The 14,054-nt window shown below is 72.2% G+C and carries 10 protein-coding genes; 2 read left to right on the forward strand and 8 right to left on the reverse strand.

The window, feature by feature from the left end:
- Positions 1-127: 127 nt before the first annotated feature.
- A complete protein-coding gene (locus FHX81_RS09455) occupies positions 128-1,087 on the reverse strand; it encodes a TolB family protein (RefSeq protein ID WP_141977007.1) in 960 nt (319 codons plus the stop codon).
- A 93-nt stretch (positions 1,088-1,180) separates the two neighbouring features.
- On the opposite strand from FHX81_RS09455, the gene FHX81_RS41225 reads away from it, so the two are divergent.
- Both FHX81_RS41225 and FHX81_RS09465 read left to right on the forward strand, forming a co-directional pair.
- A complete protein-coding gene (locus FHX81_RS41225) occupies positions 1,181-2,086 on the forward strand; it encodes a hypothetical protein (protein WP_211363441.1) in 906 nt (301 codons plus the stop codon).
- A gap of 2 nt (positions 2,087-2,088) precedes the next feature.
- Positions 2,089-3,417 carry an O-antigen ligase family protein gene (locus FHX81_RS09465; protein ID WP_246108239.1) on the forward strand — a complete coding sequence of 443 codons (1,329 nt, stop codon included), beginning with the start codon at positions 2,089-2,091 and terminating at the stop codon, positions 3,415-3,417.
- Positions 3,418-3,526: 109 nt separating this feature from the next.
- Here FHX81_RS09465 and FHX81_RS09470 read toward each other — a convergent pair whose 3' ends face one another.
- From FHX81_RS09470 to FHX81_RS09500, 7 genes are all read right to left on the reverse strand, one after another.
- Entirely contained in the window at positions 3,527-4,069 is a 543-nt protein-coding gene (locus tag FHX81_RS09470) for an acyltransferase (RefSeq protein WP_141977011.1), read from the reverse strand.
- Positions 4,066-5,160, reverse strand: coding sequence for a DegT/DnrJ/EryC1/StrS family aminotransferase (locus tag FHX81_RS09475; protein WP_141977013.1), 1,095 nt, complete (start codon positions 5,158-5,160; stop codon positions 4,066-4,068). Before FHX81_RS09475 ends, FHX81_RS09470 begins: the two co-directional genes overlap by 4 nt.
- Entirely contained in the window at positions 5,157-5,810 is a 654-nt protein-coding gene (locus tag FHX81_RS09480; RefSeq protein WP_141977015.1) for a NeuD/PglB/VioB family sugar acetyltransferase, read from the reverse strand. The genes FHX81_RS09475 and FHX81_RS09480 overlap by 4 nt, the downstream gene beginning before the upstream one ends.
- Positions 5,807-10,657 (reverse strand): DUF4082 domain-containing protein, encoded by a 4,851-nt coding sequence (locus FHX81_RS09485; protein ID WP_141977017.1) that lies wholly within the window; start codon positions 10,655-10,657, stop codon positions 5,807-5,809. Before FHX81_RS09485 ends, FHX81_RS09480 begins: the two co-directional genes overlap by 4 nt.
- Positions 10,658-10,822: 165 nt before the next feature.
- Positions 10,823-11,980 carry a DegT/DnrJ/EryC1/StrS family aminotransferase gene (locus FHX81_RS09490; RefSeq protein WP_246107718.1) on the reverse strand — a complete coding sequence of 386 codons (1,158 nt, stop codon included), beginning with the start codon at positions 11,978-11,980 and terminating at the stop codon, positions 10,823-10,825.
- Positions 11,977-12,969: an NAD-dependent epimerase/dehydratase family protein gene (locus FHX81_RS09495; protein WP_141977019.1), complete on the reverse strand. Its 993-nt coding sequence runs from the start codon at positions 12,967-12,969 to the stop codon at positions 11,977-11,979. The genes FHX81_RS09490 and FHX81_RS09495 overlap by 4 nt, the downstream gene beginning before the upstream one ends.
- Positions 12,970-12,995: 26 nt before the next feature.
- Positions 12,996-14,051: a Gfo/Idh/MocA family protein gene (locus FHX81_RS09500; protein ID WP_141977021.1), complete on the reverse strand. Its 1,056-nt coding sequence runs from the start codon at positions 14,049-14,051 to the stop codon at positions 12,996-12,998.
- Positions 14,052-14,054 lie beyond the last annotated feature (3 nt).

Here is a 14,054-nt window from a genome sequence, read left to right on the forward strand (position 1 = left end):
CGGCGTAATACTATTCTTGCGGTCGGGTATTCGTTTTCGGGAAGGAATAACAACTTCCGCCTCCGATGCAGCAGGATTTCCTGTGACGACAGGAAATCGCGGCGCTGCGGAAGGCGTTAGCCGGAGGTCACACGGGGGACGGCGACGTGGCGTCGGCGATCATCGGCACGGCCGCGGACGAGCCGTCGGCGGGCACCACGTGGATCGACGCGAGCTTGGCGTCCTTCGGCACGGCGGCGAACGCGAGCCGCTCGTCGTCCAGCCAGGTCGCCTGGTCGTCCACGCCGGCCGTGCCCGGCAGCCTGCGCTCCTCGCCGGTCGCCAGGTCCAGCACCGCCAACTCCCACGGCCCCAGCCGGCCGATGCGCTTCTTGTAGGCGACCTTCGTGCCGTCCGGCGACAGCGACGGGCACTCCGCGTCACGGCGCAACGACTCCAGGCGACGCTCCACCAGGTCGCCCTTCACCAACCACGTGTACCCGCCGGACGCCAGGGTCGCGTAGAACGTGCGGTCGTCGCCCGCCACGGTCAGGCCCCAGTAGTTCACGTCCTGCGCGGTGTGCGGCTGCCCCTCGACCACCGCCGCGAACCCCTCCAGGGACTCCACGGCCTCGCCGCCGCGCAGGTCCAGGAACCCGGTCCGGGTGGAGAAGCCGCCGGGCACCGCGTACGAGTCACCGGTCACGAACGACGTCCACGTGACCACCCGCCCCGAGGCGGACACCTTGGCCCGGCTCGGCACGCCCGGCAGCGGCACGGTCCGCACCACCTCGCCGTCCCGCGACACCTCCGCGGCGTACGTCGGGCCCGGCCCGGCCAGCTTCAGGCACACCGTCGTCCCGCCCGCCCGGTACACGCGCTGGCACGTCATCGGCGTCGCGCTGCGGGCCGCCGGCTCGGCCAGCCGGACCTGCTCGACCCGGCCGCGGCCGTCGGCCAGCGCCACGAACATCAGGTCACCGTCGACCGGGCTCACCGCCGCGGGTGAGGTGTCGCGCACGACCGACGTCACGTAGGCCACCGCGCCCCCCACGACCAGTACGATGGCCACGACGGCGAACACGACCCGCCGGTAGCCCAAGTCCATCACCACCTGTAACGACTAGGCGCGAGTCGGCCGATTTCAGAGTAACAACACCGTGCGCGCACACACGCGGGGTAAACGTGGATCGGGGAGCGGATGGACTTCTGGGGCGCTGTGCGAACGCTGCGCAGGCGGTGGTACATCGCCCTGCCGGCGGCGGTCACGGCGGTCGCGGTGGCCGCCGGCGTGTTCCTGTCCATCCCGACGCGCTACCAGTCCTCCGGGGTCATGGTGCTCACCTCGCCCGCGTCCGGCGGCACGTTCTCGGAGAAGCTGTCGCCGGAGGACGCGGTGCAGGTCAACCCGCTGCTGGCGTTCGACGGCAGCCTCACCACCACCGCGCAGATCCTGGCGCAGATCCTGGCCGACCCGAAGACCCGCAAGGAGTCGCTGGGCCTGGACAAGGAGTCGACCGAGAACTTCACCGCGGCGGGCGGCGGCATGAGCGGGCCGTTCCTGTTCGTGACCGCCGACGGCAGCACGCCGGAGGCGGCCGAGCGGCTGGTGACCACGGTGATGGAGTTCGCCACCAAGGAGCTGGACAAGCAGCAGACCGCGTTGAAGGCGCCCGCGTCGACGTTCATCACCTCGCAGGTGATCGTGAACCCGACCGCGGCGGAGGCGCAGATCGGTGGCAAGGTCCGGTACGCGGGCGCGGCGTTCGTGCTGTTGATGCTGTTGACGACGGCGGCGACGTTCGGCGGGGACAGCGTGCTCAACCACCTGCGCCGTCGGCGTGAGGCCCGGGAGGGCAAGCCGGCTCCGACCGAAGCGCCCGAGGCCGCCGCTCCGGCTCCGGCTCCGGTTTCAGCCCCGGCTCCGGCTCCGACCGGTCCCCCACCGCCGCCGCCCGCCAACGGCGCGCCACGCCGTCCGCCCGGTCCGCCGGTCCGCCGCCCGCAGCCGACGGCCAGCGAGCAGACGGTGAAGATCGCGGCGCCCGGTCCGCGCACCGGCCGGCCGGGCGCGCCCGCGTGGCCGACCGGCGACGACCAGCCTTGACCGTGGCGGAGCCGTTCCTGCCCGTGCGGCGGCGGGCGGACGGCGCGACGCTGGTGAGCCTGTTCCTGCTGGCGCTGTTGATCATCCCGGCCCGGCTGGTGCTGTCGTTCGTGCCGATGACCCTGCCGCCCGCGTTGGTGGTGGCGCTGCTGCTGGGCGTGCTGTGGGTGTCCGGGCAGATGGTGGACACCGTGGGCATGGGCAAGGGGCGCAACGTCGTGCGCACGGCCGTGGCGCTGTACCTGGCGTCGCAGCTGGCGACCTACGGCGTGGCGACGCGGCGGTGGCTGCCGACCGACGAGCTGACCGTGGCCGACAGCAGCATCATCCGGATCACGTCCATGATCGCGGTGGCGGTGTTCGTGTGCGACGCCGTGCGCACCAAGGAGCGGCTGGACCGGGTGCTGCGGCTGCTGCTGGCGTGCGCGGCGGTGATCGCGTTCGTGGGGCTGGTGCAGTTCGGGCTGGGCGTCGACCTCGCGTCGTACGTGTCGCTGCCGGGGCTGCGGGTGCAGGACAACGGGTACTCGGCGATGGAGGCGCGGTCGATCTTCCGGCGGCCGACCGGCACCACGAACCACCCGATCGAGTTCGGGCTGGTGTGCGCGATGGCCGTGCCGCTGGGCGTGCACTACCTGTTCAAGGCGCGGGACGACGGCACGCCGCACGTGCGGTGGGCGGCGTGCCTGGCGCTGGTGGGGCTGGGCGCGCTGACGTCGTTGTCGCGGACGGCGTTGCTGGGCATGGCGGTGGGCGCGCTGATCATGATCATGACGTTGCCGCGGCGGCGGAAGATCACCACGGCGGTGGTGGGCGGCGGGTCGTTCCTCGGGGCGAGCCTGGTGGTGCCGGGCCTGTTCGGCACGTTGCGGGGCATGTTCTCCAACATCGAGGACGACCCGAGCGTGAAGGCGCGCACGGCGGACTACGAGGCGGCGTGGGAGCAGATCGACCTGAACCCGTTGCTGGGTCGGGGGTTCGGGACGTACCTGCCGACGAAGTACACGATCCTGGACAACCAGTTCCTGCTGACGTTGATCGAGAACGGCTACCTGGGGCTGTTCGCGTTGATCGGGATGTTCCTGGCGGCGGCGTTCGCGGCGATCCGGGTGCGGATGATCAGCGAGGACGAGCAGTTGCGGAGCCTGGCCAGTGCCCTGGTGGCGGGTGTGGTGGCGGGCGGGATCGCTTCGGTGACGTTCGACCTGCTGGGGTTCGGCGTGGCGACCGGTCTGGTGTTCACCATGATCGGCGTGACGGGGGCGTTGCTGCGGGTGGCCAAGGAGGAGCGTCGCCGTGCGGCGCTCGATCCGGCGACCCGGGAAGCGTGAACGCCCAGGTCGCGTGTTCTGAGCGTTGAACTCGGGGGTCCTGGACGTAGGACTCTCGGGTCCTGGGGGTTCGACACGCGGGACCTGGGGGTTCGACTCTCGCGAGGGGTTAAGCGAGGTGGGGGTGGTGGGTGTGGCAGTCGGGGCAGGTGGAGGTGGAGTCCAGGCGTTGGCCGCAGGTGCAGACCCAGCCCTTGAGGGTGGCGGGGTTGCCGGCGACGAAGGCGTGGGCCGGGACGTCCTTGGTGATCACGGAGCCGGCGGCGGCGAAGGCGTGCTCGCCGATCTCCACGCCGCACACGACCACGGTGCCCGCGCCCAGGGTCGCGCCGCGCCGGACCACGGTGGGGAGCAGGGCGTCACCGGTGCGCCTGATCGCGGCACGCGGCCGCAGGTCGTTGGTGAACAGGACGTTCGGGCCGAGGAACACCTCGTCCTCGCACACCACGCCGTCGAACACCAGGGTGCCGTTCTTCACCGTCACGCGGTCGCCCAGCACCGCCCGGCCCTCGACGAACGCGCCGTCGCAGATGTTGCAGTCCCGGCCGATCCGGGCGCCCGGCAGCACGTGCGCGAACGCCCACACGCGCGTGCCGTCACCCACGTCCGAGCTCTCGCACAGCCCCTTCGGGTGCACGAAGACGTCGCTCATCGCACGGCCTCCGCCAGCGCCGCCACCACGCGCTCCTGCTGCGCCACCGTGATCTCCGGGAACAGCGGCAGCGACACGATCTCCCCCGCCACCGCCTCGCTGACCGGGAAGTCGCCCGGCGCGTGCCCCAGGTGCACGTACGCACCGGTCAGGTGCACCGGCGTCGGGTAGTGGATGCCCGCGCCGATCCCCGCCTCGTGCAACGACGCCAGCACGCGGTCCCGGGACGGCACGCGCACGACGTACAGGTGCCACACCGGCACGTTGCCCTCCAGCACCACCGGCAGCGCCACGCCCGGCACGTCGGCGAGCAGCGCCGAGTAGCGGTCCGCCGCCGCGCGGCGCAGCTCGTTCCAGCCCTCGAGCCGCCGCAGCTTCGCCGACAGCACCACGGCCTGCAGCGTGTCCAGCCGGCTGTTGAAGCCGACCACCGAGTGCTCGTACTTGCGCGGCGACCCGTGCTCGCGCAGCAGCCGCACCGCCGAGGCCAGCTCGGCCGAGGTGGTCAGGACCGCGCCGCCGTCGCCGTACGCGCCGAGGTTCTTGCCCGGGTAGAAGCTGGTCGCCGCGATGTCGCCGAGCCCACCGACGGCCACGCCGTGCCGCCGCGCGCCCTGCGCCTGCGCCGCGTCCTCCACGATCGGCACGCCGAACGACCGCAGCTCCTCGACCGGCGCGGCCTGCCCGTACAGGTGCACCGGCAGCAGCGCCTTCGTGCGCGGTGTCACGGCTTCCGCCACCAGGGACACGTCGATCAGCCCGGTCTCGGCCACGCAGTCCACCAGCACCGGCGTCGCGCCGGTCCGCGCCACCGCGCCGGCGGTCGCGATGAACGTGTTGGCCGGCAGCACGCACTCGTCGCCCGGACCGACGTCCAGCGCGCGCAGCGCCAGCTCGATCGCGTCGGTGCCGTTGCCGACCGCGACGCAGTGCGGCACCTCCTGGTAGGCGGCGAACTCCGCCTCGAACTCGCCCACCTGCCGCCCGCCGACGAACGAGGTGTTCTTGAGCACCTCCGCCCAGCCGTCGGCTACCTCGTCGGCCACCTGCTCGTGCTGGGCGCGCAGGTCCACCAGCGGGATGTCGATCACGAACCGCTCCCCTCTCGCAGTCTCCGGGCGGGGTTGCCCGCCCAGACCTCACCCGCGGGCACGTCGGCGAGCACCACCGAACCCATGCCCACCACCGCCCCCGCGCCGATCGTCACGCCTTCCCGGACCGCGCTGCCCTGCCCGAGGTACGCGGCCTGGCCCACCCGCACGGACCCGCCCAGCGACGCGCGGCCGGCGAACGTGACGCCGTCGCCGACCTCGTCGTCGTGGGTGATCAGCACGTGCGGCATGGCCACGACGTGCGCACCCAGCCGCAGCGGCGCGGTCACCACGGCACCGGCCAGCAGGACCGAGCCCGGCCCCACCTCGGCGCCGACCGCCACCGAGGCCGCCGGGTGCACCACCGTCGCCCACCGGTCCTCCGACAGGTCGAGCCGGGCGACCAGGTTCAGCCGGCCGCGCGGCCGGTGCGCGTTGGCGACGCACACCACGACCGCCGCGTCCGTCGAGCGCACGAGGTCCGTGCCGCCGAGGACGGGCAGCCCGTCGAGGTCCGCGCCGTGCCGCGCCGGGTCGTCGTCCAGCGCGCCGACGGGTCGCCACAGCGAGGGCAGGAGGCGGACGGCCGCGAGGACTTCGCGGGCCAGTCCGCCGCCACCCACCAGCAGCAGCGGTCGGGGTGCGCTCATCCGGTGGTGAACACGACGTCGACCCAGTAGTTGCTGCCCGCGTAGGACGACTCCGGGAACCCGGGACCGGACCGGTACACGCCGTTGCGGCTGCCCTCGGCGGTGGCCGGGGCGCTCAGCGGCGGGCTGGTCACGGCGTTGCCCATGAAGTACCCGGTGTCCACGGAGTACCGGCCGTTCGGCGCGGTGTAGGACGCCACGTAGGTCGTCCCGGCGATCACGGGCACCGGCGAGGAGAACGTGAGCGTCTGCCAGCCGGTGGCCGTCTCGTCGACGAACGTGCCGGTGGCCAGCGGGTTGCCCGCCGCGTCCCACAGCGTCCCGGTGTGCGTGCCGGTGTTGCCCGCGCCCTTGTAGAACTTCACGCCGGTGACCGACCCGCTGACCGACGGCACGAACCGCACGCCGAGCTCGTAGGAGCCCGTGTCGTCGGCCGCCGCCACGGTGGGCACGGTCGCCGCGCTGAACAGCGAGCACGGGCAGCCCCCGGCCGTGGTCGTGGTGAACGACCACGTGGTGGGCGAGGTCATCAAGTTGCCGTAGACGTCGGCGATGCGCAGGCTCGCCGTATAGGTCATCCCGCCGCCCAGCGGCGCGGCCGGCGTCCAGGTCACCTGCTGTTGGTTGGCCGACAGCGACAGCGTGCCCGCGATCTTCGCGCCACCGGAGTCGGCGAGCGAGAACTGGGCCGTGCTGAGGTCCACCGGCTCGTCGAACGCCGCGGTCAGCGGCGACGTGCGGGCCACCTCGCCGGCGCCGTCGAGCGGCGTGCGCCCGTTGACGACCGGCGGGGTGTTGTCGTCGTTGGGCAGGAACACGACGTCGACCCAGTAGTTGCCGCCCGCGTACGAGTTCGTCGGGTGGCCCGCGCCCGCCCGGTAGACGCCGTTGCCGCCGTCCAGGCCCGACGGCGCGCTCAGCGGCCCGCTGGACACCGAGTACGCGTCGAAGTACCCCGCGTCGACGGCGTAGTGGCCGGTGGTCGTGGTGTACGAGGCGGTGTAGGTCTGGCCCGCGGACACGAACACCGGCGTGGTGAAGGTCAGCGTCTGCCAGCCGGACGCGGTCTCCCCGGTGAACGTGCCGGTGGCGAGCTGCTGGCCGCTCGGCGACCACAGCGTGCCGGTGTGCGTGCCGGTGTTGCCCGCGCCCTTGTAGAACTTGACGCCGGTGATGCGGCCGCCCGCGGTCGGGGTGAACCGCACTCCCAGCTCGTAGGCGCCGCCGTCGTCGGCCGAGGTGACCGTGGGCACGGTCGCCGGGCTGAACAGCGAGCACGGGCAGATCACCGCCGCGGCGGTGGTGAACGACCACGTCACCGGTGCGGGCATCGGGTTGCCGTTGACGTCGGCGATCAGCGCGCTCGCGGTGTACCGGGTGGCCGGCATGAGCTTGCCCGACGGCGTCCAGGTGACGGTCCGCTGGTCGCCGGACAGCGACACCGAACCGGTCAGCTGCACGCCGCGCGGGTCGGTCAGCCAGATCTGCGCGCTGGCCGGGTCGACGGGTTCGCTGAACGTCACCGTCACCGGTGTGGTGGCGACGACGTTCGTCGCGTCGACCGCCGGGGCCCGGTTGGTCGTCACCGGGGGGGTGGTGTCGCCGTTGAGGCCGTTGCGGTAGACGACGTCGACCCAGTAGTTCGTCGCGTTGTACGACGCCGTGGGGAACCCGCCGCCGCTGCCGTAGCGGTACACGCCGTTGGGCCCGTCGACGCCGTCGGCGAGCGCGCGCAGGCCCGCGTGGCTCGCGCCCTGGCCCGTGAAGTTGCCGGGGCTGACCGAGTAACGGCCGTTCGGCGCGTAGTAGGACACGACGTAGGTGGTGTTGGCCTGCACGACCACCGGTGCCGCGAACGTCAGCTTCTGCCAGCCGCTCGCGGTCTCGTCGGTGAACGTGCCGGTGGCCAGGAGCAGGCCGGTGGACGACCACAGCGAGCCGGTGTGCGTGCCGGTGTTGCCGGTGCCCTTGAAGAACCGGACGCCCAGCACCTCGCCCTTGCCGTTGAAGCGGACCTTGGTGCCCACCTCGATCGGCGTGGTGTCGTTCGCGGCGTACACGGCGGGTCGGGCGAAGTCGTCCCAGATCGTGCACGGGCACGTCGCGGGCCGGGTCGCACCGGTGGTGAACGTCCACGTCGACTGCGGCGTCTGGTTGCCCGCCGCGTCCGACACGCGCAGTGCCACGGTGTAGCCCGTGTTCGGGGTCAGCGCCTGGCTCGGCGTGAACGTCACGGTCCGGTTCTCGTTCGACAGCGCGGAGGAGCCGGACACCGCGCCGTTCGGCCCGGTCACGGTGAACTGGGCGGAACCGGGTGCGATCGCCTCGTCGTAGGTCGCGGAGACCACCGGGGTGAGCGCGACCGTGCCCTCGCCGTCGACCGGCGTGGTGGACACGAGCAGCGGCGCGCGCTGGTCGGGGCCGGGGTCCGGGGCCCACACCACGTCCACCCAGTAGTTGCTGCCCCAGTGCGACTGGGTCGGGAAGCCCGGCCCGCCGAACCGGAACAGGCCGTTCGGGCCGTCATCGCCGTTCTTCGGGCCGGTGAGCGGTTCGAGGTAGCGAGGCTGCTGGAAGAAGTACTCCAGGTCGTACGAGTAGTGCCCGTTGGGCGCGAAGTACGACACGACGTACGTGACGCCGCCGGTGACCGCCACGGGTTGCGCGAACGTGAGCGTCTGCCAGCCGTTCGCGGTCTCGCCGGTGAACGTGCCGGTGGCCAGTTGGTTGCCGTTCTCGTCCCACAGGGTGCCGGTGTGCGTGCCGGTGTTGCCCGGCCCCTTGTAGAACCGCACGCCGCGCACGTAGCCGTCGCCGTTGGCGCGCCACTTCACGCCCAGCTCCAGCGGCGAGGCGTCACCGCTGTCGGGCACGTCGGGGGTGTCGGCGTTGGTCCACAGGCCGCACGGGCAGGTGCGCGGGTTCACGCCGGGCGTGGCCACCACGGGGGTGGACAGGTTCGCCGAGTCGTCCACCGCGCGCACGCGCAGGCTCGCGGGCCCGGACTTGCTCGGCGTGTAGGTGTAGCTCCACGCCGTCTGCCCGGCCTGCCACACCGCCGGGTGCCAGCGGTCGCCGCCGTCGGTGGACACCTCGACGCCGCCGACTTGGCCGCCGAGGTCGGACACCGTGCCGGAGAACGTGTACGGCGCGCCGACGGTCGAGATCGGCGGCACGCTGGTGAACGCGACCGCCGGCGCCTGGGAGTCGGTGCTCTTGGTCGCCTGCGTCAGACCGGCCTGCAACGTGGTCGCCTGCACGCCCATGTCGGCGAGGAAGTTGACCGTGGCCTGCTTCATCCGCACGTCGGAGGTCGGCGTGTTGGTGAGGAACGCGTGCTCGTCGTCCACGCCCCACGCCCACTGCACGGTGCCCGCGCCGAACACGAGGGCCCCGCTCGCGTGCTTGTAGTAGGTGATGGCGTGGGTCTTGGTGTCCGGGGTGTAGAGGTCGCCGTGGTTCTGCAGCACGTACGGGCCCTCGGGCATGTCCACCGTGGTGCGCGACAGCTGCGCGACGCCGGGCGGCTGGTGGCCGTTGTCCTCGACCGAGTTCCACTCGTAGCCGAGCGTGCCGGGCTGGAACGTGTAGGTGGTGCCGGCGGCCATGTCCTGCAACGACGTGTGCCGCCACAACCGCATCCTGCCGTAGGCGGCCGGGACCTGGAGCGAGTCCTCGCGGCGGCCGTTGACGGTGAAGATGTTGCCCAGCAGCGCGTTCTCCGGCTTCCCGCCGTCCTGGTCGGGGTAGCGCGGGTCGCGCCAGGTGCCGGTCCAGTCACTCAGGCCGTCGTTCTGGGTGCCCTTGGTCTCCTTGTAGCAGGCGATGGTGCGCCAGTCGTTCGGCTGGGTGGCGGGGGTGCTGATGCTCTTCTCCCACCGGTGCTTCCAGAAGATCTCGTTGCCGGTGAGGAACGCCAGGTGCACGCCCGTGTCCCGGGCCGCCTCGACGTTGGCGCGCTGCTCCTCCGACCAGTACTCGTCGTGGCCGACGGCCATGAACACCTGGTGGTTCTTGATCAGGTGACCGCGCCGGGCCGAGTCGGCGTCGGTGGTGTAGCTCACGTCGTACCCGTTGGCCTCCAGGAAGCGCAGCATCGGGTACTCGGCGTTGAAGATGAAGTTGTCGTCGCCGTCGCCGCCGGTGTACGGGCGGTTGTAGCTGACCTTGTACGCCTGCCCGCCCTGGCCGGGGCCGTCACCGAAGTACAGGCTGTTGCCGCCGTAGCGGTTGTAGGCCACCCAGGTCGAGTCGGAGGTCTGGAAGAGGATCTTCGAGGTGCTGGCGTCGTCGCGGACGACGAAGACGATCTCGTTCTCCGCGCCGTTGTCGTTGCGGTGGGTGCGCGCGTAGTACAGGCCGGAGACCGCGGTCGGCGGCACGTTCCAGCTCAGCGACACGGCCCAGTTGCCGCAGTCGATCAACGCGCTGCCGTCCTCGCCGCGCAGGCACGGCGGCTGGTTCTGCGCCGAATTGCGCGTGATCCGCTCCTGGAACCGCGCGCCGACGCCGCCGTAGTACCCGAGGCGGTAGATGTCGATGTAGTAGGACGACGCGCTGGTGAGCATCTTGAAGTCGACCCGGCCGCCGGGGGTGGCGCTGATGTCGGTGGTGTAGCCGAGGATGCCGTCGTCCCGGTAGGACACCTGCCAGTCGGGGGTGCCGGGCTTGGTGTTCTCGCACGCCACCTTGTTGACCACGGGCACGTCGCACGGCGCGGCGGCGGCCTCGGGGGCGCGCAGCAGACCGACGACCGCGATGGTGGACGCCACGAGGGCGGCCACCACCGCCAAGCGCAGCAGGGTCACCGCGAGAACGGGTCTGGCCCGCTTCCGGTCGGCGGTCATGGTTGCACCTTTCGAACACAAGCTGTGGTGACGGGTGGTGATCGCGTGCGCACTGCATCGACCAGCGGAGCCTCGTTGCTCCGATCGTCGCTGGAAGCCGGCTTCGCGTTACACCACAACGGAAGGATCCGCACCGCCGAACGCAGGCTGTGTCCGACGCGCTCTTCAGTGCGACGGGAGCGGCAGCCGCAGCGCCGCTTTGAGCTCGCCCACCACGGTGACCTGCTCCTCGGCGGTGAGGTCGTGGTAGAGCGGGAGGATCAGCGACCTGGTGGTGAACGCTTCCGTGACCGGAAGCCCGACGTGCGGGTGCCCCGCGTACGCCGGCTCCAGGTGCGCGGCCATGATCCCCCGCCGCGCCGACACGCCCCGCTCGGCCAGGCGCGCCAGCACGTCGTTGCGGGTCACCGCGACCTCGTCGGGGAGCATGACCCAGAACGACTGGTAGTTCGTCGTGCCGTGCTCCGGGTCGCGCACCGCGCGCAGCCCCGGCACGTCGGCGCCCAGCTCCTCGGCGAGCAGCTCGTGGTAGCGCGCCGCCAACTCGCGCCGGCGCCGCACGATCGCGTCCAGTTTGGACAGCTGGACCAACCCGACCGCGGCCTGGATGTCGGTCATCCGGTAGTTGAACGCGGTCTCCAGGTAGCTCTCCACGACCGCGCCGCCGCCGCTGTGCCGCTCGGCCGCGCTCACGCTCATGCCGTGCTCGCGCAGGCGCTTGGCCCTGGTCGCCCACTCGGCGCGGTTCGTGGTGAGCATCCCGCCCTCACCGGTGGTGATCAGCTTGCGCGGGTGGAACGACCACGCGGCCATCTCGGCGTCCGCGCCGACCGGCACGCCCCGGTAGGTCGCCCCGGCGGCGCACGCGGCGTCCTCCACCACCGTGACGCCGCGCGGACCGCACAGCGCGCGGATCGCGTCGACGTCGGCGGGCACGCCCGCCTGGTGCACCAGGATCACCGCGCGGGTCCGCTCGGTGAGCACCGCCTCGACGGTCGCCGCGGACAGGTTGCCGGTCTCCGGCTCCACGTCGGCGAACACCGGCGTGGCACCGCAGTAGCGCACCGCGTTGGCGGTGGCGATGAACGACAGCGACGGCACCACGACCTCGTCGCCCGCCCGCACGTCGAGCAGGTGCAGCGCGACGTGCAACGCGGTCGTGCACGACGACACGGCCACGGCGTGCAGGGCGGCGACGCGGCGCGCGAAGGCGTCCTCGAACGCGGCGACCTTCGGTCCCTGCGCCACCCAGCCGGACAGCACGGCGGCCGACGCCGCCTCCGCTTCCTCCGGGCCGAGCCACGGCTTCATGACCGGGATCACCGCGACACCTCCGCCATCGCCGACCGCCACCACGCCACCAGCCCGCGCAGGCCGTCCACCAGCTCGATGTCGGGCTTCCAGCCGAGGTCGCGGGCGGCGGCGGAGATGTCGGCGAGCCGGCGCGTGACGCCGTTGACCGCGCGCTCCGGGCCGTGCTCCAGTGGAAGGTCGGAGTCCATCGCCTCGAGCAGGGCGTGCGCCAGCTCCTTGAGGCTGGTCTCGCGCGCGCTGGCGATGTTGTAGACCTCGTCGGTCACGGGCGCCTTGGCCGCGAGGACGTTCGCGCGGGCGATGTCGTGCACGTGCACGAAGTCCATGGTCTGCGCGCCGTCGCCGAAGATCAGCGGCGGCTTGCCGTCGGCGATGCGCTCCATCCAGCGGATCAGCACCTCGGTGTACTTGCCGTGCGCGTCCATCCGCGGGCCGTAGACGTTGAAGTAGCGCAGCGCCACGTAGTCCAGGCCGTGCATGGCGTGGAAGCTGCGCAGCATGCCCTCGTTGAACGCCTTGGCCGCGCCGTAGAACGTGTCGTTGTTGTACGGGTGGTGCCGCTCGGTGGTCGGGAACTGCTCGGCCAGCCCGTAGACCGACGCCGACGAGGAGGCGACCACCTTCTTCACGCCCGCCGCGGCGGCGGCCTCGACCACCGTGAACGTGCCGTCGACCAGGCACTCCAGCGCGAGCCGCGGTTCCTCGGCGCACTGGGTGATCCGGATGGCGGCGAGGTGGAACACCAGGTCGGTGCCCGTGCTCAGCTCGGCCAGCAGGGCCCGGTCGTTGATGTCGCCCTCGACCACGGTGAGCCGGTCGCCCGCGAGCGCGGCGGCGTCGGCCAGGTTCTGCCGGCGGCCGCGGACGAAGTTGTCCAGCACGACGACTTCGGCGGCACCGGCGGCGAGCAGCTGGTCCACCACCGCGGAGCCGATGGTGCCCGCCCCTCCGGTGACGAGGGCGCGCTGGCCGGTGATCGGCTGGGCCGCGTCCGACATGGTGCTCGTTCCTTCCATCTGCTGGGTCACGCGGTGGCCAACGCGGGTGCGTCGACCCGCGCGACGGTGACGAACTCCCCGCCCGCGGCGAGGCTCGCCGAGGCGGCTTCGAGGGTGGCGAGCACGCGCAGGCCCGACCAGCCGTCGGTGAGGGGCGCGCGCTTCTCGGTGATCGCGGCGGCGAACTCCGCCATCATCCCGCGCAGCGCCTCCTTCTCCGGCAGCGCGGGCGCGACGGTGTCGCCGCGCCGGTAGGAGATGATCGCCTGGTGGCGGTCCTCGTCGTCCTCGATGCGGTCGGCGCCCCGGTCGTGCACGGACAGCCGCTGCACGGCGTTCAGGTCGTCCCACACGACCGTGCGGCGGGAGCCGCCGACGATCATGGTGCGGATCTTGGTCGGCGACAGCCAGTTCACGTGCACGTGGGCCAGCACGCCGTCGGACAGCTCCAGCGTCAGGTGGCCGACGCACGCGCGGCCCGCGCCGATCGGGTCCGAGCCGTGCGCGGCGACCCGCGCCACGCGCACCCCGTCGGGCAGGATCGCGTCGAAGATCGACAGGTCGTGCGGCGCGAGGTCCCAGAACACGTCGACGTCCGGCTGCACCAGGCCGAGGTTGACCCGCACCGAGTCGAGGTACTGCACGGTGCCGATCTCGCCGCCGCGGACGAGGTGGCGCAGGTGCTGGACGGTCGGCGTGTAGACGAAGGTGTGGTCGAGCATGAGCGTGAGGCCCCGGGCTTCGGCCTCGCGCACGAGTTCCAGGCCGTCGGCGTAGTTCGCCGCCAGCGGCTTCTCCACCAGCACGTGCTTGCCCGCCCGCAGCGCGGCCAGCGCGACCGGCAGGTGCGTGGCCGCCGGGGTGGCGATGGCGACCGCGTCGACCGCGGGATCGGCGAGCACGTCGTCCAGCGAACCGGAGACCCGGACGGTGGAGTAGTCGCCCAGCACGCGCCGGGCCCGTTCGACGTCCAGGTCGCACAGGTAGCGCAGCGACAGGCCCGGGGTGGCCTGGGCGTTGCGCACCAGGTTCGGCCCCCAGTAGCCGGCGCCGATGACGGCGATGCCGATCGGCTGGTCCATCTC

Source organism: Saccharothrix saharensis (assembly GCF_006716745.1).
GTDB lineage: Bacteria > Actinomycetota > Actinomycetes > Mycobacteriales > Pseudonocardiaceae > Actinosynnema > Actinosynnema saharense.

Excerpts from the sequence above, each read along its gene's own strand:
- FHX81_RS09455 (WP_141977007.1), bottom strand. The coding sequence starts at position 1,087 with ATGGACTTGGGCTACCGGCGGGTCGTGTTCGCCGTCGTGGCCATCGTA.
- FHX81_RS41225 (WP_211363441.1), top strand. The coding sequence starts at position 1,181 with ATGGACTTCTGGGGCGCTGTGCGAACGCTGCGCAGGCGGTGGTACATC.
- FHX81_RS09470 (WP_141977011.1), bottom strand. The coding sequence starts at position 4,069 with ATGAGCGACGTCTTCGTGCACCCGAAGGGGCTGTGCGAGAGCTCGGAC.
- FHX81_RS09480 (WP_141977015.1), bottom strand. The coding sequence starts at position 5,810 with ATGAGCGCACCCCGACCGCTGCTGCTGGTGGGTGGCGGCGGACTGGCC.
- FHX81_RS09485 (WP_141977017.1), bottom strand. The coding sequence starts at position 10,657 with ATGACCGCCGACCGGAAGCGGGCCAGACCCGTTCTCGCGGTGACCCTG.
- FHX81_RS09495 (WP_141977019.1), bottom strand. The coding sequence starts at position 12,969 with ATGTCGGACGCGGCCCAGCCGATCACCGGCCAGCGCGCCCTCGTCACC.
- FHX81_RS09500 (WP_141977021.1), bottom strand. The coding sequence starts at position 14,051 with ATGGACCAGCCGATCGGCATCGCCGTCATCGGCGCCGGCTACTGGGGG.